This is a genomic window from Neorhizobium sp. S3-V5DH (assembly GCF_004343065.1).
Classification (GTDB): Bacteria; Pseudomonadota; Alphaproteobacteria; order Rhizobiales; family Rhizobiaceae; genus Neorhizobium; species Neorhizobium huautlense.
Genome location: NZ_SMCL01000020.1, coordinates 65,779 through 84,401 on the forward strand (window position 1 = coordinate 65,779; position 18,623 = coordinate 84,401).

Genomic DNA, 18,623 nt, shown 5'->3' on the forward strand with positions numbered 1-18,623 from the left:
TACAACTTTCTCAGGTGAAGCAAATGGCGGCATCTCAAACTCTCCTGTGCAGACAGATTTTGCTACCGGAAGGTTGGGCGTCCGATGTGGTCTTGGCCGTCGATGGCGAGGGATTGATTACCGCAATCGAGACCAGTGCCGACGCAAGGCAAGATCTCGTGGAACTGGCCGGGCCGGTGGTTTCCCCTCTAGTAAACCTGCATTCCCATGCTTTTCAGCGGGCCATGGCCGGCCTTGCTGAGCTTGCCGGATCGACCGATGACAGCTTCTGGACGTGGCGTGACGCGATGTACCGGCTCGTCGGCCGAATGTCTCCGGATGATATCGAGATCGTCGCAACCAAGTTGTACAGTGAACTCATCAAGGGCGGCTTCGGTCACGTCGTCGAATTCCACTATCTCCATCATGCTGCCGGTGGCCGCCCCTATGCAAATGTGGGGGAAACATCCCGGCGCATCCTACGTGCCGCACAAGCCGCAGGGATAGGGCTGACCCACCTGCCGGTCTTTTATGCCCATGCCGGTTTTGGCGGGATCGCTCCCGGCGAGGGGCAGCGCCCGTTTATCCATGACGTCGACCAATTTCTTGGGCTTCTCGAGGCGTTGAAGCCCGATTGCCGATCTGCGGGCGCGACACTTGGTCTTGCGATCCATTCGCTGCGGGCAGCGACGCCAGACGAAATGCGGGAGATCTTGGCGGCCGAAGAAACCGGCGGGCCGATCCATATCCATGTGGCTGAGCAGGAGCGCGAGGTCGAGGAATGTCTCGCGTGGAGCAGACGCCGACCGGTGGAATTCCTGCTCGACGAGATGCCCGTGGACGACAGGTGGTGCGCCATCCATGCCACGCATATGACCACCGATGAAACCGGGCGGCTTGCTCGCTCGGGGGCGGTGGCCGGTCTTTGTCCGGCGACCGAAGCCAATCTGGGCGACGGAATTTTTCCCGCAACGGATTTCGTCGGATCGGGTGGACGTTTCGGCATTGGAACGGATAGCCATGTCGCGACGACGGTCGGGGAAGAGCTGCGTCTTTTGGAATACAGCCAGAGGCTGCGCGATCGTCGGCGCAACCGGCTCGCTACCCGTCCGGGTGCATCCGTCGGCAGGACCATGTTCGACGCGGCGCTTGCCGGGGGCTGCCAGGCGGCCGGACTGCGCACCAGCGGTATCCGAGTCGGAGCAAGGGCCGATCTGGTGGTTCTCGACGGCAACAATCCTTTTATCGGCGCAGCTTCCGGCGATCAGGTTCTCGACCGGTGGCTGTTTGCGCTTGGATCTGAAGCGGTTCGCGACGTTATGGCGGGGGGACAATGGGTGGTCCGAGAGGGTCGCCACAGGGATGAGGAGGCAATCGATCGTGCGTTCCGGGAGGTTCTTCTGAAACTGGCCTAGGCCTTCAACTTGCACCAACTCATGAGCTAACAAAAAGGGGAATTTCATGCTGAGTGCCCAACTGAAATACACGCTGCTTGCCGCCGGATTGATGTTCGGCGGCTCCTTTACCGGTGCCAACGCGGCCTCCTATTGCGCAGACGGCAAGACCGTCACCTTCGCCGGCATCGATTGGGAGAGCGGCGCCCTCATTACTGAGGTGATGAAGGCGATCCTGTTGAAGGGTTATGATTGCAAGGTGGACTCGATCCCCGGCAATTCCGTCACGTTGGAGCAGGCAACTGCCAACAATGACGTGCAGATCTTTGCCGAGGAGTGGATCGGCCGTTCCGATGTCTGGAACAATGCAGCCGCAGCGGGCCAGGTCACTTCGGTCGGCAAGACGTTTGTCGGTGCTTCCGAAGGCTGGTTCGTGCCGGAATATCTCGTCAAGGGAGACCAGGCACGGGGCGTCAAGCCGCTGGCGCCCGACCTGAAGAGCGTCTCGCAGCTTTCCGACCCGAAGATCGTAGAGCTGTTCAAGGATCCGGAAGAACCTTCCAAGGGCCGCTTTCTGAATTGCCCGTCCGGCTGGACTTGCGAAGGCGTCAACACCGCCAAGCTTGAGGCCTACAAGCTCACGGACGCCTATGTGAACTTCCGCCCCGGCACGGGAACTGCGCTCGATGCGGCCATCAGTTCGGCATATCTGCAGGGTGAGCCGGTGCTTTTCTACTATTGGAGCCCCACGGCCATCATGGGCAAGTTCCAGCTGGTTCAGCTTGAGGAGCCCGCTTACGACGAAGCCTGCTGGAAGGAGCTGACAAGCGCGACAGGCAAGCGCGAAGCCGGCTGCGCCTTCCCGGCCGTCGAAGTGGCCTACGGCGTCAACAGCACCTTTGCCAAGGAAGCGCCTGAAATTATCCAGATCCTGGAAAAGGCGACTTTCCCACTGGAAGAGGTGAATGCGAGCCTCGCTTACATGGTCGATCAGAAGGCTGACGCGGTTGCTGCCGCCGACCAGTTCCTGAAGACCAAGGGTGCTGTTTGGAACGCCTGGGTTTCGGCCGACGCCAAGGCCAAGATCGAAGCCTCGTTGAAATAGTCTCAGGTGGCCGCGCGTCTCTGCGCGCGGCCACGACCATGCGTCGCGTCGCTTTGATGTACCAAGCGTGGGCGTGGGCGGTTTGCCATCTCAAGGACTTGAGCGATGTTTCCCGATAGCTTCCACATCTCCATCCGCGGACCGATAAATACGGCGGTGCAGTCGCTGGTGGTCAACTACGGCTTCGTCTTCAAGGCGATTTCGCAGACGATTTTGCAGGCCATCCTCTTCATCGAATGGATCGTGCGCGGCTTGCCCTGGTGGCTGGTGATTATCGCTTTCATGGCGCTAACCTGGCAGGCAACGCGCAAGCTTGCGCTCGCCCTCATCGTCGCGGCGATGCTGTTCGTGATCGGAGCCCTCGGTCTGTGGGATCTGGCCATGCAAACGCTCGCTCTGATGCTGATGGCAACGCTGATCTCGGTCGCCATCGGTGTGCCGATGGGCATATGGCTGGCCAAGAGCCGTCTCATGCGTGGCATCACACTCCCGGTTCTCGATGTGATGCAGACCATGCCGAGTTTCGTCTATCTCATTCCTGCGATCATGCTTTTCGGGCTCGGCAAGGTACCGGCCGTGCTGGCCACCATTGTTTATGCAGTACCCCCGTTGATCCGATTGACCGATCTCGGCATCCGGCAGGTCGACGGCGAAGTTGTCGAGGCGGCAACCGCCTTTGGCGGCAGCCCGCGGCAGATCCTGTTCGGCGTCGAACTGCCGCTTGCGACGCCAACGATCATGGCCGGCCTCAACCAGACCATTATGATGGCCCTTTCCATGGTCGTGGTGGCTTCCATGATCGGCGCGCGGGGCCTTGGCGAACAGGTGTTGAACGGCATTCAGACGCTCGATGTCGGCAAAGGGCTCGAAGCCGGACTGGGTATCGTCATCCTGGCCATCGTACTTGATCGTATCACCCAAGGCTTCGGCCGTTCCAAGCTGGAGGACGGCCAGAATGGCTGAGATAGAGATCCGCAATGTCTTCAAGATCTTCGGCCGAAATTCTCGCGACGCCCTGGCAATGGCGCGCGACGGTGCCGAGAAGGGCGAAATTCTCGAGCGCACCGGATGCAGCGTTGGTCTGAACGATATCAGCCTGACGATCGGCGCATCCCGCATCTTTGTGATCATGGGGCTTTCCGGTTCGGGAAAATCCACCCTGGTGCGCCATATCAATCGCCTGATCGAGCCGACCAGCGGGCAGATCCTCGTTGATGGTCGCAATGTGCTCGCCCTCAATCGACGTGACCTCAGGGAGTTCCGCACTCGCCGCGTGAGCATGGTGTTCCAGAGCTTCGGCCTGATGCCGCATCGGACGGTGTTGCAGAACGTAGTCTACGGTCAGCGGGTGCGGGGTTTAAGCAAGGCGGAGGCCAATCCGATCGGCATGAAATGGATCGAGACCGTCGGCCTGCTCGGTTACGAGAACAAATATCCACACCAGCTTTCGGGTGGCATGAAGCAACGTGTCGGGCTGGCGCGTGCGCTGGCCGCAGACACCGACGTGATCCTGATGGACGAGGCTTTTTCGGCCCTGGATCCGCTGATCCGCAGCGATATGCAGGACCAGTTGCTGCAATTGGAGAAGAATCTCTCCAAGACCATCGTCTTCATCACGCACGATCTCGATGAGGCGCTGCGTATCGGCGCCGAGATTGCCATTCTGAAGGACGGTCGGCTCGTGCAGGTCGGTACGCCAAGCCAGATCTTGAATACGCCGGCAGATGACTATGTTGCCCGTTTCGTGCAGCGCCGTGCCGGTGCAGAGGCAGCCCATCATGGCTGACGTTGTCGTTCTCGATAAAGTTTTGACCTGGAAAGAGATTGCGGCAATCGCCAATGGCGCTGAGTTGGTTCTTTCCGCCGAATCCTGGCAGCGGATTTCAAAGGCGCGCGCGATTGTTGATGCACTGGTCGAACGGGAAATCCGCGGCTATGGCATCAATACCGGTGTTGGTGCGCTGTGCGATGTCGTCATCGATCGCGACGATCAGCAGACGCTCTCACGAAACATCCTCTTCAGCCATGCTTGCGGCGTCGGCGAGCCGCTCGGCAATGCGGAGACGCGCGCGATCATGGCCGCGCAGATTGCCAATTTCGCGCATGGCTTTTCCGGCATCAGCGTTAAAGTGGTCGAGGCGCTTCTGGCATTGCTGAATGCGGATATCCTGCCCGTCATTCCTTCGCGGGGCTCGGTCGGCTACCTCACTCATGCCGCGGCTATTGGTCTGGTTCTGATCGGCGAAGGCGAATGCAGGCAGGCCGGCGAATTGATCGCTGGACGCGAGGCGCTGAACCGGGTCGGCCTAGAACCGGTTACGCTGAAGGCGAAGGAAGGCCTGAGCCTGGTCAATGGGACACCCTGTGCGACAGGTCTTGGTGCGCTGGCGATTTCGCGCTTCTTTCATCTGCTCGACTGGGCGGATGCGGCCGCGGCGATGACCTACGAAAACCTCGGTGCCCAGGCTGATCCGTTTGCCGAAATGCCGCTTTCGCTGCGCCGTTCCGCGGGGCTGCAGCGGGTCGGGCGAAACCTCCGCCACTGGCTTGCGGGAAGTCAGCTTCTGGCGCAATCGGCCGGGAGCCGCACGCAGGATCCTTTGAGCCTCCGCGCGGTGCCGCAGATCCATGGTGCCGTCCGTGATGCTTTGGAGCAGGCCCAGGAGGTCATCGATCGGGAGTTATCTAGCGTGACGGACAATCCCATCGTCACCGGCTCACCGGAAGCGCCGCAGGTTCATTCGCAGGCTCACGCAGTCGGGGCCGGTTTGGGTCTGGCCATGGACAGCGTGGCGACCGCTGCTGCCGAGCTCGCGGCGATTTCCGAGCGGCGGATCGACCGGTTGGTGAACCCGCTCGTGAGCGGCCTGCCTGCGTTTCTTGCCGCCGGAAGCGGCGTATGTTCCGGTTTCATGATCATTCAGTACACGGCCGCCGCGCTTGTGGCGGAAAATCGTCGACTGGCTGCGCCTGCAAGCCTTGATGGCGGCATCACGTCCGCGCTGCAGGAAGACATTCTGACCCATGCCACACCGGCGGCCGACAAGGCGCTGGCGATCCTCGACAATCTGCAGACCGTTCTTGCGATCGAAGTGGCGGCGGCGGCGCAGGCCTATGATCAGCAGCCGGGATCGGCAGCCAAGGCCGCTCGAACGGCGCGGCTCTATGATCTGGTCCGGCGGGAAGTACCTTTTTATCAGGATGATCAACCGCTGAATGCCCTTGTAGGCCGGGTTCGCGGCCTCATTGGCGTGACCCGTGTTGGATCTGAAAGCGAGGCGCTATGACGACACTGTTGCGCAATGCAAGGCTGGCAACCATGTCGCCGAACCACCCAGGGCTCGGAGTGATTGACCGCGGGGCGATTTTGATCGAAGGCGGCCGCATTGCCTATGTCGGCGATGAAGCAAGTGTCTCCGCGGTCGATCGCCTCGACGTCCTGGACTGCGAGGGCCGCTGGATCACGCCGGGGCTGATTGACTGTCATACCCATCTCGTCCATGCCGGAAACCGCGCACGAGAATTCGAAATGCGGCTCGCCGGGGCATCTTATGAGGAGATCGCCCGTGCGGGCGGCGGCATCGTTTCGTCCGTCCGGCAGGTGAGAGAGGCGAGCGAAACGGATCTGGTGGCCGAAAGCCTGCCGCGGCTGGATGCGCTGATGGCGGAAGGCGTCACCACCGTCGAAATCAAATCCGGTTATGGCTTAACCGTCGAGGACGAACTCAAGATGTTGCGCGCTGCGCGGTCTCTCGCGAACGAGCGCAAGGTCAACCTTACCACCACATATCTCGGGGCGCACGCGACGCCGGCAGATTACAAAGGGCGCAATGGCGATTTTATCCGCGACGTGGTGTTGCCGGGGCTTCAAGCCGCGCATGCGCAAGGGCTCGTAGATGCCGTGGATGGCTTCTGCGAGGGCATTGCCTTCCTGCCGGACGAGATGCGTATCGTCTTCGACGCGGCGAGGGCGCTTGGCCTCCCGATCAAGCTGCATGCCGATCAGCTTTCCAACCTTCATGGCGCGGCTCTTGCCGCAGAATATGGCGCACTTTCGGCAGATCACCTGGAGTATACCGATGAGGAAGGCGCTGTCGCCATGTCCGAGGCTGGAACCGTCGCCGTCCTGCTGCCCGGTGCCTATTATTTCATCCGCGAAACGAAGAAACCGCCGGTCGAGCTGTTTCGTAAGCACGCAACGAGGATGGCGCTCGCCACGGACTGCAACCCCGGCACATCGCCGCTGACTTCGCTGCTGCTGACAATGAATATGGGCGCCACTCTCTTTCACCTGACGGTTGAAGAATGCTTGGCCGGTGTGACCCGTGAGGCGGCCCGGACGCTTGGCCGTCTGGACAGCATCGGCACTATCGAGGTCGGCAAACAGGCGGATCTCGCCATCTGGGATATCGAGAGCCCCGCCGAACTGGTTTACCGGATCGGCTTCAATCCTCTGCATCGGCGGATTTGGCGCGGCGAGCTGACTTCCACATCCATGTCAGGAGTTTCATCGTGACGATCACACTTCATCCCGGCCGCGTATCGCTCGCCGAACTGGCGGCGATCTACTGGAACAACGGGCGTGCCGTACTGGACCGCAGCTTTGATTCTGGCATTGAACGCGCCGCTGCCCGGATTGCTGCGATCGCAGCCGGCAACGAACCGGTCTATGGGGTCAATACCGGGTTTGGAAAACTCGCATCGATCAAGATCGACGCCAGCGATACGGCAGTGCTGCAGCGCAATCTGATCCTGTCCCATTGCTGCGGGATTGGCGTGCCGCTGCCGGAAAATATCGTTCGCCTGATCATGGCGCTGAAGCTGGTGTCACTCGGCCGTGGCGCTTCCGGCGTGCGGCTCGAACTGGTGCGCCTGATCGAGGCCATGCTGGAAAGGGGCGTGATACCATTGATCCCGGAAAAGGGGTCGGTCGGCGCATCCGGAGATCTGGCCCCGCTCGCGCATATGGCAGCGGTGATGATGGGCGAGGCCGAAGCCTTTTATGAAGGCGAGCGGCTGCCGGGCGGTGTCGCGCTAGAGCGCGCCGGGCTGACCCCGGTCGTCCTCGCCGCCAAGGAAGGGCTGGCTCTGATCAACGGCACCCAGGCATCGACAGCTCTGGCTCTCGCTGGCCTGTTTCGTGCACATCGGGCGGCGCAGGCGGCTTTGATCACCGGGGCGCTTTCGACCGATGCGGCGATGGGGTCGTCCGCACCATTTGTCGCCGACATTCACGCGCTGCGTGGCCACAGGGGCCAGATCGACACAGCGGCGGCATTGCGTGGTTTGCTCGCCGGGTCGGTTATTAGGGAAAGCCATCTGCAGGGTGACGAGCGAGTGCAGGATCCGTACTGCATCCGCTGCCAGCCGCAAGTCGACGGCGCTTGTCTCGACTTGTTGCGCATGGCCGGCCACACGCTCGAAATCGAGGCCAATGCAGTCACCGACAACCCGCTGGTTCTGTCCGACGACAGCGTCGTTTCCGGGGGCAACTTCCATGCCGAGCCGGTGGCCTTTGCCGCAGACCAGATCGCCATTGCGGTTTGCGAGATCGGCGCGATCGCTCAGCGCCGCATAGCGCTTCTGGTTGATCCGACGCTTTCCTACGGGCTTCCGGCCTTTCTGGCCAGGAAGCCGGGGTTGAACTCCGGCCTGATGATTGCCGAAGTCACGTCCGCCGCCTTGATGAGCGAGAACAAGCAGATGGCGCATCCGGCCTCGGTGGATTCGACACCGACCTCGGCCAACCAGGAAGACCATGTTTCCATGGCCTGCCACGGTGCGCGCCGGCTGCTGCAGATGACGGAAAACCTCTTCGGCATCATCGGCATCGAAGCGGTGACGGCGGCCCAAGGGGTGGATTTTCGCGCACCGTTGACCACCAGTCCTGAACTGCAGAAGGCGATCGCCACTTTGCGAGCCGTCGTCCGGACCCTTGAAGAGGATCGCTTCATGGCGCCGGATCTGGCTGCTGCAAGTGCTCTTGTGGCGGACGGATCACTCGTCGCGAGCGTCTCCGACGGTCTGCTTCCGGGATTGGAGGGCTGATATGGCAGTCTTTGAAATCGTTCAGGGCACATCCCCCGTCATTCTCGCCTTCCCTCACACAGGGACAGAGGTTCCACCAGACGTTCGAGAGCGCCTGAACGAGAACGGACGGTTGCTCGCGGACACCGACTGGCACATTCATGATCTCTACGCCGATCTGTTACCGCAGGCGACGACCGTGCGGGCGACCTTCCATCGTTATGTCATCGACGCCAACCGCGATCCCACCGGCGCGAGCCTTTACCCCGGCCAGAATACCACCGGTCTGATCCCCGAGACGGACTTTGACGGAAAGCCGATCTGGAAGCCAGGCGAAGAACCGACTGAAGCCGATACCACCTATCGGCTGCAACACTTTCATGCCCCATATCACGCAGCCCTTCTTGCCGAGATTGAACGGGTCAAGACGATCAATGGTGTCGCGGTGCTCTATGATTGCCACTCCATCCGTTCGCTCATTCCGTTCCTGTTTGAAGGACGACTGCCCGATTTCAACATCGGTACGGATATGGGGCGTACCTGCGATCCTCGTATCGAGGCGGCAGCTATCGAAGTGGCTCGCTCAGCCAGAGGCTACACGGCGATCCTCAACGGCCGCTTTAAGGGTGGTTGGACGACCCGTCACTACGGGCGGCCGGAAACGGGCGTCCATGCAATCCAGATGGAGCTTTCGCAGATTTCGCATCTGGCCGCTGAAGAACCACCCTTCGCCTATGACGAGACGAAGGCCGAGGAGCTGCGCTTCCACCTGAAAGAGATCCTGACACGCATCGAAACCGTTGCGGATCAATTGAAGACCGAGGGAAATTGAGATGAGCAACCCACGCCACAACATCCGCGAAGTCCGTGCACCGCAAGGCCCGGAGTTGAACGCCAAGAGCTGGATGACCGAAGCCCCGCTGCGCATGCTGATGAATAACCTCGATCCGGACGTTGCCGAACGTCCGCATGAACTGGTGGTTTATGGCGGCATCGGCCGTGCCGCCCGCACCTGGGAGGATTTCGATCGCATCGTCGCGACACTGAAAACGCTGACCGAAGAGGAGACCCTTATCGTGCAGTCGGGTAAGCCGGTTGGTGTGTTTCGGACGCACAAGGACGCACCGCGTGTCCTAATCGCCAATTCCAATCTTGTCCCGCATTGGGCCACCTGGGACCATTTCAACGAACTCGACCGCAAAGGTTTGGCCATGTACGGCCAGATGACGGCCGGTTCCTGGATCTATATCGGCACGCAGGGCATCGTGCAGGGAACCTACGAGACTTTCGTGGAAGCCGGCCGCCAGCACTATGGCGGCAACCTGAAGGGCAAGTGGATACTGACCGGCGGTCTCGGGGGCATGGGAGGCGCCCAGCCGCTTGCGGCCGTCATGGCCGGTGCCTGCTGCCTCGCCGTCGAATGCGACGAGACACGCGTCGACTTCCGCCTGCGCACCCGCTATGTCGATGCGAAGGCCCATACCTTGGATGAAGCTCTGGCACTTATCGACCAGTGGACGAAAGCGGGTGAAGCCAAGTCTGTCGGTCTCATCGGCAATGCTGCCGAGATATTTCCCGAACTGGTTCGCCGTGGTGTAAAGCCCGACATCGTGACCGATCAAACCTCGGCCCATGACCCGGTTCACGGCTATCTGCCGATCGGCTGGACGGTCGCCGAATGGCGGGCGAAGCAGGAAAGCGATCCGAAGACGGTTGAAGCCGCCGCCCGGGCTTCGATGAAAATCCATGTCGCCGCCATGGTCGATTTTTGGAATATGGGCGTTCCCACGCTCGATTACGGTAACAATATCCGCCAGGTTGCCAAGGAAGAGGGGCTTGAGAACGCCTTCGCTTTCCCGGGCTTCGTGCCTGCCTATATCCGTCCGCTGTTTTGCCGTGGTATCGGCCCCTTCCGTTGGGCGGCACTTTCCGGCGATCCGGAGGACATCTACAAAACCGATGCCAAGGTGAAGGAACTGCTGCCGGACAACAAGCACCTGCATAACTGGCTGGACATGGCCCGCGAGCGCATCGCCTTCCAGGGCCTGCCGGCCCGGATATGCTGGGTGGGCCTGGGCGATCGTCACCGTCTGGCGCTGGCCTTTAACGAAATGGTCAAGAGTGGCGAATTGAAAGCACCTGTCGTCATCGGCCGCGATCATTTGGACAGTGGTTCCGTCGCTTCACCCAACCGCGAGACGGAAGCCATGAAGGACGGATCGGATGCAGTATCCGACTGGCCGCTTCTCAATGCCCTGCTCAACTGCGCCTCTGGCGCGACATGGGTCTCACTGCACCATGGGGGCGGTGTCGGCATGGGTTTCTCGCAGCATTCGGGCGTTGTCATCTGCGCAGACGGCTCCGATGACGCTGCCAAGCGTCTGGAGCGAGTTCTGTGGAACGATCCGGCCACCGGCGTCATGCGCCATGCCGATGCGGGTTACGAAATCGCGCTCGAATGCGCTAAGGAAAAGGGCTTGCGGCTGCCGGGCATCCTCGGCAATTGAGGACCGAGATGCGTCTCCTCAAGGCAGACAAGCATAGGGCCATGCCCTGGAAAAATGGCAAGGGCGTCACTCGGGAGGTGGCGTCCGAACCCTTGCCGGGCAATCCAGATGGCCGGTTTCTCTGGCGCGTCAGCCTCGCGACAGTAGAGGGCGAGAGTGATTTCTCGCCCTTTCCCGGCATTGACCGGACCATCGCGGTCCTTGCCGGCGACGGCATGCAGCTAACTGTGGACGGCGTCCTGCAGCCGGAAATGCGGGCATTGTGCGGCCCTTTTCCATTCTCCGGCGATAGTAGCGTCTCCGCCAGATGTCTGGGCGGCCCGATTACCGACCTCAACGTCATGACGCTTCGCGGCTACGCATGGCATCACGTGCAGCGATGTGCCTTCGAGGGACCCCTTGTCTTCAATACCGCCAAGGCACTTTCCGCGATTGTTTTTACGGGCACCTGCATGGTTCGAGCGGATGGAATCGAGCTTGCGGCAGAAGGACAAGACGTCCTTTGCTGGATAGCCCCGGATGTGCATGTCCATTTGACCGCCGAGCAGAGCAGCGTCGTTTATCTCATCGAGATGGAGCGCCTTTCGTGAGGGGAGGCAGGCAACCTTCCCGCCCAGGTCAGCTCGGCTGTTGTTCACTCGCCCATAGCGCGTGGAAGTGCTGGACAGGCCCGTGGCCGTTGCCGACACTCAGTGTGCCGGCTGCAGCTATGGCGCCTGCAAGATAGTCCTTGGCGATCGCAACGGATTCGGCAAGCGGAGCGCCTTTGGCAAGTTCGGCGGCGATCGCACTGGACAAGGTGCAACCTGTGCCATGGGTGTTTTGCGTGGAGACCCGCGTACCCTCAAACCAGTGAAGACCGGTGGATTCCGCCAGGACGTCGGGGCTTTCAGCCCTTTCAAGATGGCCACCCTTGATCAGCGCCGCCTTCGGCCCCAGCCGGAGTAGTCTCTCGGCCTGGCCGGCCATTCCCGCGCGGTCTACCGCCATCGCTTCACCTAGAAGAGCCGCGGCTTCCGGCAGGTTGGGCGTGACCAGCGTGGACATGGGTATTAGCCGACGGATCAGGATCTCTATCGCATCGGAAGCCAGAAGTGACGCCCCCCCTTTGGCGACCATGACAGGATCGAGCACGATCGGCAGATTGTCATTATAGGGACGGAGGGCATCCGCAACGACTTCGGCGATTTCCGCATTGGCAATCATGCCGATCTTGACCGCATCGACCCGGATGTCGGCAAAAATGGCGTGGATCTGCCCGGCCACGAAAGCAGGCGGTACGAGATGCACTCCTGTTACCCCCACCGTGTTTTGCGCCGTCAAGGCAGTAAGGACTGCCATTCCAAAGGTGCCCCGCGCCGAAAACGTCTTCAGGTCCGCCTGAATTCCCGCGCCGCCGGAGGGATCGGAGCCTGCGATGGATAAAACATTGCGGATCATAGGCGCGCCTTTCTGACCTCGTCAGTTATTCTTCGTGCGGCTTCCTTCGGGTCCGGCTGGCCGCAAATGGCGGAGACTACGGCGATCCCGTGGGCACCTGCCGCCAGCGCCTTGCCGGCGTGTTCCGCCCTGAGGCCGCCGATGGCGACCGCTGGCACCGATGCGGCCGCCACGATACGCGCCAATCCATCGAAGCCGATCGGCTGCTTGTGATCCGGTTTGGTGGGAGTGGCGAAGACCGGGCCTATTCCGACGTAGTCGACGAGAGATGGATCGACGCCCTGCGCAAGCTCCTCGGTTTCGACCGACACGCCGACGATCATACCCTCTCCGACGCGGCGGCGCGCCATCGATGCCCCCATGTCGCTCTGTCCCACATGCACTCCCTCGGCGCCGATGGCGATCGCGGCTTCGACATCGTCATTGACGATCAAAGGTATGCCGCTGCCTGCGAGTGCCGCTTTCAACGCCTGACCGGTCTCGATCATCCTTGCGGTGCTGGCGTTTTTGTCACGCAATTGAACCATGGTCGCACCACCTTCCACGGCGAGCCGAGCGGTCTGCGCCATGCCGAGGCCTTGGCATAACTCGGGATCGAGGACGAGATAGACGGATAGATCGAAGGCTTTCATGCTGCTACGAGCTTCGCTTTGGCATCCAGCGTCTCTGGCGAAAGCGATGCCAACCGGTCAAGAAAAAGGGGAGAGAAAGAACCGGGGCCATTAGCAGTGAGTGCTGCTTCCTCCCCCGCGACCGCGAACATCGCGAGGGCGGCCACCGTCGCGTCGAACGGCCTATCCGGACGGACTGCGACAAAGGCACCAACCAGAGCGGTCAGAGAGCAACCAAGTGCCGTAACACGAGGCATAAGATCAGATCCGCCGAGGATATGGACGGAGCGAGAACCGTTGGTAACGAAGTCCATTTCGCCGGTAACGGCTACGACGCAGGCGTGATCACGAGCAAGCGCAACGGCGGCGTCTTCGGCCTTTTCGGTTTTGTCGCCGCTGTCGACGCCCTGACCGCGAGATTGCGCTCCTGTAAGTGCCATGATCTCCGAGGCGTTGCCGCGAATGACTGTGGGCTTCAGCGCCAGGAGTTCTGTAACGGCAGCGCTGCGGTAGGGGGTCGCGAAATGGGCGACCGGATCGAGGATCCAGGGCTTGCCCTCCTCGCTGGCAGCTTTTGCCGCTTCCTTCATGCCGGAAAGGAAGTAAGGCGAAAGCGTTCCGATGTTGATCGTCAACGCCGCAGCGATGCGAGCGAAATCTCCTGCTTCCTCCTTCGCATGCACCATGGCTGGCGAGGCGCCGGCGGCGAGCATCACATTGGCCGCGATGTTCATCGCCACGAAATTGGTGATGTTCTGCACAAGGGGGTTCTTTTGGCGCATTGCCGATAGAATCTGGCCTGGAGTGTCTGTCATCTGCGTCCTCGCCTTTTCAGGTGGAGGGGCGCAGGGCATTTCATCAGAAAAAGCCCAGGCGACTCCCTCCGCCAGCATGATCTGGTTCAGGTTCAAAGGGTACTTCTCAGCCCGGCAACCCGGACGCCCCTGTCTGAGGCAAGGACTAGCGCATATGCCGCCATGGGCGCCAGCGATTTTTGTCAAAAAAACTACTTGTAGCTCTAGTCGCTAGAGGTTGTAGTTATGGTACCCGATCCCAGGCGGAGAGAAAGATGACAGCAAAGAATCAGGCTCGTTACAAGATCGGCGGAATGGATTGCGCAAGTTGCGCGGCAAAGATCGACACAGCAGTTCGACGCATTCCCGGCGTCCAGGATGTTTCCGTTTCTGTTGCTGCAGGCACGATGATGGTCAGCCATGATGGAACGTGCGACCTGCCAGTGATCGAAACGAAGGTTACCGGGCTTGGTTACTCGCTGCGCGCTCTTGGGCAGAAGTCGCCTCGACCAGCAGAGCTGCCGGATCACGGCCTTGATCATGAAGGTCACGACCATGGTCTCCCCGAGACGAAAGATCTTGCAGGATTGCATGAGCACGATCGCATGGACGGATTGTGGTGGAAGAGCGCCAAAGGACGGCTGACGATACTGGCAGGTATTGCACTGGCAGCAGCTTATGGGGTCGGGCACCTGGTTCCGGCCTACGACACCTATATCTTCGTAGCCGCCATGCTCGTCGGCTTGGTGCCGATCGCCCGCCGCGCCGTCATGGCGGCCTTGGCGGGTACGCCGTTTTCGATCGAGATGCTGATGACCATCGCTGCCCTTGGTGCCGTGGTCATCGATGCGTCGGAGGAGGCGGCGGCGGTGGTCTTCCTATTCCTCGTCGGGGAGCTTCTGGAAGGTGTCGCCGCCGGCAAAGCGCGCCAGAGTATTCAAAGCCTGACGGCACTGGTGCCGAAGACCGCGCTGCTGGAAATAAACGGCAAGACACGAGAAGTACCGGCAGAAGATCTTGGGATCGGATCGATCATCCTGGTGCGGCCAGGCGACCGCATCTCTGCGGACGGCATCATTGTCGCCGGCGAAAGCGCAATCAATGAAGCGCCGGTGACGGGCGAGAGCATATCGGTCGTAAAGACTGTCGGCGATGCGGTTTTCGCCGGCACGGTGAATGGAGACGCGGCCCTGCGGGTGCAAGTGACAGCGGCTTCCGCCGACAATACCATCGCCCGGATTGTGCGCCTGGTCGAGGAAGCGCAGGAAAGCAAGGCACCGACCGAACGCTTCATCGACCGCTTTTCGCGCTATTATACGCCAGCCGTCGTGGTCGTCGCAGCGCTGGTCGCAGTGTTGCCGCCACTTATCACTGGTGAAGCCTGGGAAGGTTGGATCTACAAAGGGCTTGCCATTCTTCTGATCGGCTGCCCTTGTGCGTTGGTCATCTCAACGCCTGCTGCAATTGCTGCGTCACTGTCCTCCGGTGCCAGGCGCGGTCTGTTGATGAAAGGCGGTGCGGTCCTCGAAATGGTGGGCAAGGTCACAGCCATCGCGCTGGACAAAACCGGCACGTTGACCGCCGGTAAGCCTCGGGTAACCGATGTGATTGCCTTCGGGCGTAATGCCGATGAGGTGCTTCGCATCGCTGCCGCGCTCGAAACCGGGTCCAGTCATCCGCTGGCGATGGCCATTCTCGCCAAGGCTGCGGACGATGAAGTAGACATTCCTGCCGCGAGCGATGCGAGGGCGCTTGGCGGCGAGGGTATAACGGCGGTCGTCGAGGGCCAGGAGGCCTTCCTGGGTTCGCCGAAAGCAGCGGCCGATCGGGTTTCGCTGTCCATGGCGCATCGGCGGCAGATCGCCGGCCTTAATGATGAGGGTAAGACCGTATCCGTGTTGATCGCGGCCGGGGTGCTGGCCGGCGCGATCGCCATGCGCGACGAACCGCGGCCCGACGCGAAAGAGGGCTTGAAAGCGCTGACGAATGCCGGCGTCCGGACGGTCATGTTGACAGGCGATAACGCCCGTACCGCGAGCGCGATCGGCAAGGATCTCGGCCTCGAGGTGCATGCCGAGCTGATGCCTGAGGACAAGCAGCGGATCATTGCGGAATTGAAACGCAAGGGTTTTACAGTTGGCAAGGTGGGTGATGGTATCAACGATGCGCCGGCCTTGGCGGCGGCGGACGTCGGCATCGCCATGGGCGGGGGCACGGATGTGGCGCTCGAAACGGCCGACGCCGCGGTACTTCACGGCCGTGTACGCGACATTGCCGACATGATCGAGTTGTCGAAGCGCACGATGCGCAACATCCACCAGAACATTGCCATTGCTCTCGGCCTGAAGGCCGTCTTCCTTGTAACCACGGTTCTCGGTGTGACCGGGCTCTGGCCGGCAATTCTGGCGGATACCGGTGCCACTGTGCTTGTCACGCTCAATGCGCTGCGTCTGCTACGCGGTCGGTGAAAGGATGGCAAATGCCTCATAGGGTTTGAGTTCCACAACCGGACCAAGGTTGTCGATGGGGTGGTAATTTGTGATCAGGCATCGGCCGGTGGTCTTCAATTCATCCGGTATGGTCAAAGATACTTCCCGTGCGGTGAAGTTGGCGATGACGACCAGCCGCTCATGGTCGAGGCTGCGGGAATAGACAAAAACGTCCGGATGCTGATCCAGCCAGGACTGATAAAGCCCATAGACGATAACCGGATGTGCTTTCCTTAGGGCGATCAGCTGCCGGTAGTGGTTCCAGACCGAACGTTCGTCGGTCATGGCAGCTTCTGCATTGATCGTTGTATAATTGGGGTTGACCTCTATCCACGGCACGCCGGAGGAAAAGCCGCCATGGGGCGCAGCGCTCCATTGCATCGGCGTACGCGCATTGTCACGTGCGTTGTCATTGGCGCCTGTGATGAATTCCTCCGGCGACAGCCCGGCCTCGATGTGCAGGCGGTGCATGTTGAGGGTCTCGATATCCCGATATTGATCTATCTTGGTAAAGGGGACGTTGGTCATCCCGATTTCTTCGCCCTGATAGATGAAGGGTGTGCCCTTCAAGAGATGCAGCACGGTCGCCAGCATCTTGGCGGATTCGGACGGATAGCCGCGGGAGTCGCCATATTTGGAGACGGCGCGGGGCAGGTCGTGGTTTCCCCAGAAAAGGGAGTTCCATCCGTCTTCCGACAACGCATATTGCCATTTGCTGAGCACCGACTTCAGCTTCACGAGATCGAAGGGCTTGGAGCGCCACTTGCCGTAGACTTCGTCCCATTGCTGCGTGACATGCTCGAACTGGAAGACCATCGAAAGTTCGTTGCGATCGCGCCCGGTATAGAGCAAGGCCGAACCCGGCGTCGCGCTCCAGGCTTCGCCGACGGTAAGAATGTTGCGGCCACCGAAGGTTTCGCGGTTCATTTCCTGCAGATAGTCGTGCAGATGCGGCCCGTCCTTCACCAGTTCCTGGTCGACCTGCTTGCCGATATAGTCGATGACGTCCATGCGAAAGCCGGCAATGCCACGTTCGAGCCACCAGTTCATCATGTCGTAGATTTCTCGCCGGACCTTCGGGTTTTCCCAGTTGAGATCCGGCTGGCGACGGGAGAAGAGGTGGAGGTAATATTCCCCGGTTTGAGGATCGAGCGTCCAGGCCGGTCCGCCAAAGGAAGACATGAGGCCATTCGGAGGGGCGCCGTCGGGACCGGGTTTTCGCCAAATATAGAAGTCGCGATAGGGATTGCTGGGGGACTTGCGGGCTTCGAGAAACCAGGGATGTTCGTCGGACGTGTGGTTGACGACCAGATCCAGGACGATCCCGATACCGCGTTTCCTGGCCTCGGCTATCAGGCGATCGAAATCCGCCAGGGTGCCGAACTCGGGAGCAATGTCTCGGTAATCGGAAATATCATAGCCGTTGTCGTCCATTGGCGACTTGTAGATCGGTGAAAGCCAGATGACGTCGATGCCGAGATATTTTAGATAATCCAGCTTTGAGGTAATGCCCGGTAGATCGCCGATACCGTCTCCGTTGCTGTCGGCGAAGCTTCGCGGATAAATCTGATATACGGTGGCCGTGTGCCACCATTTGCGCTCCATAGGAGGCGATGTCGGTTGCTCGGCCATAGCCGCGGGCTGATGTGGGACCTGGTTCATATCGTCGTCTCTCCCTGCCTGCTCAAATCGCTCACTGGCGCAACGTCGCAAGCTCACCCGTGTTCCCCCAAAATTGGAACAGGCTGGCGGCTCGGGGGTTAGTCCAAGAGGTAACAAGTTAGAGGAGCACCCGATGAACAGTAGACTTCCACCCGTCCCGGAAGACAACCGCAGCCCGAAGGGTACCGGCGAACCTGCGACCTCGGGAACCGGCGATGAACGCACGACCAATCCGGGCGCGGCGAATTTCGAAAAGCAGGGGCAGCAGGGTAACACCAAGGTCAACACGACCCACCAGGGCTACCAGCAGGATCGATAAGGAGACTTGCGATGTCGACATCCGATAAGACCCCTGCCAGCATCCGTCAGGGTGGTCCCGGTGCTTCCCACGAAAATGCAAAGGCGCCGCTTGAAGTTAAAAAACCGCCTGCGGACGATGATCGTCGTTCCAAGAGCCGTGTTTCCGGCGGTGGCGGTGAGCGAGACAGCCATCACACCCACGATTCCGAAAAGAAGGGCGGCGGAACGCGACCCGCCCATTGAGCCGGGACAAACCGATCTGAAGGAACCCTTTTCGCTGCCGCGAGAAGGGTTCTTGCGTCGCTGTCTGATTTC

At 60.6% G+C, this 18,623-nt stretch carries 17 protein-coding genes and 1 riboswitch; of the genes, 13 read left to right on the top strand and 4 right to left on the bottom strand.

The window, feature by feature from the left end:
- Positions 1-23: 23 nt before the first annotated feature.
- The 10 genes from hutF to EDE09_RS22110 all read left to right on the top strand — a co-directional run bounded on the left by hutF (position 24) and on the right by EDE09_RS22110 (position 11,602).
- Entirely contained in the window at positions 24-1,394 is a 1,371-nt protein-coding gene (hutF, locus tag EDE09_RS22065; protein WP_132412958.1) for a formimidoylglutamate deiminase, read from the top strand.
- A 46-nt stretch (positions 1,395-1,440) separates the two neighbouring features.
- The gene (locus EDE09_RS22070; protein WP_132412960.1) at positions 1,441-2,478 is read left to right on the top strand and encodes an ABC transporter substrate-binding protein; all 1,038 of its coding nucleotides are present in this window, start codon (positions 1,441-1,443) and stop codon (positions 2,476-2,478) included.
- A gap of 105 nt (positions 2,479-2,583) precedes the next feature.
- Positions 2,584-3,441, top strand: coding sequence for a proline/glycine betaine ABC transporter permease (locus EDE09_RS22075; protein WP_132412962.1), 858 nt, complete (start codon positions 2,584-2,586; stop codon positions 3,439-3,441).
- Positions 3,434-4,264 (top strand): glycine betaine/L-proline ABC transporter ATP-binding protein, encoded by an 831-nt coding sequence (locus EDE09_RS22080; RefSeq protein ID WP_132412964.1) that lies wholly within the window; start codon positions 3,434-3,436, stop codon positions 4,262-4,264. Before EDE09_RS22075 ends, EDE09_RS22080 begins: the two co-directional genes overlap by 8 nt.
- The gene (gene hutH / locus EDE09_RS22085; protein ID WP_105370987.1) at positions 4,257-5,765 is read left to right on the top strand and encodes a histidine ammonia-lyase; all 1,509 of its coding nucleotides are present in this window, start codon (positions 4,257-4,259) and stop codon (positions 5,763-5,765) included. Before EDE09_RS22080 ends, hutH (EDE09_RS22085) begins: the two co-directional genes overlap by 8 nt.
- Positions 5,762-6,994 (top strand): imidazolonepropionase, encoded by a 1,233-nt coding sequence (gene hutI, locus EDE09_RS22090; RefSeq protein WP_105370988.1) that lies wholly within the window; start codon positions 5,762-5,764, stop codon positions 6,992-6,994. Before hutH (EDE09_RS22085) ends, hutI begins: the two co-directional genes overlap by 4 nt.
- Entirely contained in the window at positions 6,991-8,526 is a 1,536-nt protein-coding gene (hutH, locus tag EDE09_RS22095; RefSeq protein WP_105370989.1) for a histidine ammonia-lyase, read from the top strand. Before hutI ends, hutH (EDE09_RS22095) begins: the two co-directional genes overlap by 4 nt.
- A 1-nt stretch (position 8,527) precedes the next feature.
- On the top strand, positions 8,528-9,337 hold the full coding sequence (hutG, locus tag EDE09_RS22100) for an N-formylglutamate deformylase (RefSeq protein WP_105370990.1): 810 nt from the start codon (positions 8,528-8,530) through the stop codon (positions 9,335-9,337).
- Between the two features lies 1 nt (position 9,338).
- A complete protein-coding gene (hutU, locus tag EDE09_RS22105) occupies positions 9,339-11,012 on the top strand; it encodes a urocanate hydratase (RefSeq protein ID WP_105370991.1) in 1,674 nt (557 codons plus the stop codon).
- 8 nt (positions 11,013-11,020) lie between these two features.
- The gene (locus EDE09_RS22110) at positions 11,021-11,602 is read left to right on the top strand and encodes a HutD family protein (protein WP_132412966.1); all 582 of its coding nucleotides are present in this window, start codon (positions 11,021-11,023) and stop codon (positions 11,600-11,602) included.
- 28 nt (positions 11,603-11,630) lie between these two features.
- On the opposite strand, the gene thiD is transcribed toward EDE09_RS22110, so the two are convergent.
- The 3 genes from thiD to thiM are packed head-to-tail and all read right to left on the bottom strand — an operon-like array spanning position 11,631 to position 13,878.
- On the bottom strand, positions 11,631-12,452 hold the full coding sequence (gene thiD / locus EDE09_RS22115; protein WP_105370993.1) for a bifunctional hydroxymethylpyrimidine kinase/phosphomethylpyrimidine kinase: 822 nt from the start codon (positions 12,450-12,452) through the stop codon (positions 11,631-11,633).
- Positions 12,449-13,084 carry a thiamine phosphate synthase gene (gene thiE / locus EDE09_RS22120; RefSeq protein WP_105370994.1) on the bottom strand — a complete coding sequence of 212 codons (636 nt, stop codon included), beginning with the start codon at positions 13,082-13,084 and terminating at the stop codon, positions 12,449-12,451. The genes thiD and thiE overlap by 4 nt, the downstream gene beginning before the upstream one ends.
- Positions 13,081-13,878, bottom strand: coding sequence for a hydroxyethylthiazole kinase (gene thiM / locus EDE09_RS22125; protein WP_132412968.1), 798 nt, complete (start codon positions 13,876-13,878; stop codon positions 13,081-13,083). The genes thiE and thiM overlap by 4 nt, the downstream gene beginning before the upstream one ends.
- Positions 13,879-13,924: 46 nt before the next feature.
- Positions 13,925-14,019, bottom strand: a riboswitch (TPP riboswitch).
- A 113-nt stretch (positions 14,020-14,132) separates the two neighbouring features.
- Here thiM and EDE09_RS22130 point away from each other — a divergent pair.
- Positions 14,133-16,325 carry a heavy metal translocating P-type ATPase gene (locus EDE09_RS22130; protein ID WP_112802994.1) on the top strand — a complete coding sequence of 731 codons (2,193 nt, stop codon included), beginning with the start codon at positions 14,133-14,135 and terminating at the stop codon, positions 16,323-16,325.
- Here the strand turns inward: EDE09_RS22130 and EDE09_RS22135 are convergent.
- A complete protein-coding gene (locus tag EDE09_RS22135) occupies positions 16,311-18,008 on the bottom strand; it encodes an alpha-glucosidase (protein WP_280952512.1) in 1,698 nt (565 codons plus the stop codon). The genes EDE09_RS22130 and EDE09_RS22135 overlap by 15 nt on opposite strands.
- 133 nt (positions 18,009-18,141) lie before the next feature.
- Here EDE09_RS22135 and EDE09_RS22140 point away from each other — a divergent pair, with 133 nt between their 5' ends.
- Complete coding sequence (locus EDE09_RS22140; RefSeq protein ID WP_105370997.1) at positions 18,142-18,327, top strand: hypothetical protein; 186 nt, start codon at positions 18,142-18,144, stop codon at positions 18,325-18,327.
- An 11-nt stretch (positions 18,328-18,338) separates the two neighbouring features.
- Positions 18,339-18,551, top strand: a complete 213-nt coding sequence (locus EDE09_RS22145; RefSeq protein WP_105370998.1) for a hypothetical protein — start codon at positions 18,339-18,341, stop codon at positions 18,549-18,551.
- The last annotated feature ends 72 nt before the right edge of the window (positions 18,552-18,623 follow it).

Excerpts from the sequence above, each read along its gene's own strand:
- hutF (WP_132412958.1), top strand. The coding sequence starts at position 24 with ATGGCGGCATCTCAAACTCTCCTGTGCAGACAGATTTTGCTACCGGAA.
- EDE09_RS22070 (WP_132412960.1), top strand. The coding sequence starts at position 1,441 with ATGCTGAGTGCCCAACTGAAATACACGCTGCTTGCCGCCGGATTGATG.
- EDE09_RS22075 (WP_132412962.1), top strand. The coding sequence starts at position 2,584 with ATGTTTCCCGATAGCTTCCACATCTCCATCCGCGGACCGATAAATACG.
- EDE09_RS22080 (WP_132412964.1), top strand. The coding sequence starts at position 3,434 with ATGGCTGAGATAGAGATCCGCAATGTCTTCAAGATCTTCGGCCGAAAT.
- hutH (WP_105370987.1), top strand. The coding sequence starts at position 4,257 with ATGGCTGACGTTGTCGTTCTCGATAAAGTTTTGACCTGGAAAGAGATT.
- hutI (WP_105370988.1), top strand. The coding sequence starts at position 5,762 with ATGACGACACTGTTGCGCAATGCAAGGCTGGCAACCATGTCGCCGAAC.
- hutG (WP_105370990.1), top strand. The coding sequence starts at position 8,528 with ATGGCAGTCTTTGAAATCGTTCAGGGCACATCCCCCGTCATTCTCGCC.
- hutU (WP_105370991.1), top strand. The coding sequence starts at position 9,339 with ATGAGCAACCCACGCCACAACATCCGCGAAGTCCGTGCACCGCAAGGC.
- EDE09_RS22110 (WP_132412966.1), top strand. The coding sequence starts at position 11,021 with ATGCGTCTCCTCAAGGCAGACAAGCATAGGGCCATGCCCTGGAAAAAT.
- thiD (WP_105370993.1), bottom strand. The coding sequence starts at position 12,452 with ATGATCCGCAATGTTTTATCCATCGCAGGCTCCGATCCCTCCGGCGGC.
- thiE (WP_105370994.1), bottom strand. The coding sequence starts at position 13,084 with ATGAAAGCCTTCGATCTATCCGTCTATCTCGTCCTCGATCCCGAGTTA.
- thiM (WP_132412968.1), bottom strand. The coding sequence starts at position 13,878 with ATGACAGACACTCCAGGCCAGATTCTATCGGCAATGCGCCAAAAGAAC.
- EDE09_RS22130 (WP_112802994.1), top strand. The coding sequence starts at position 14,133 with ATGACAGCAAAGAATCAGGCTCGTTACAAGATCGGCGGAATGGATTGC.
- EDE09_RS22135 (WP_280952512.1), bottom strand. The coding sequence starts at position 18,008 with ATGAACCAGGTCCCACATCAGCCCGCGGCTATGGCCGAGCAACCGACA.
- EDE09_RS22140 (WP_105370997.1), top strand. The coding sequence starts at position 18,142 with ATGAACAGTAGACTTCCACCCGTCCCGGAAGACAACCGCAGCCCGAAG.
- EDE09_RS22145 (WP_105370998.1), top strand. The coding sequence starts at position 18,339 with ATGTCGACATCCGATAAGACCCCTGCCAGCATCCGTCAGGGTGGTCCC.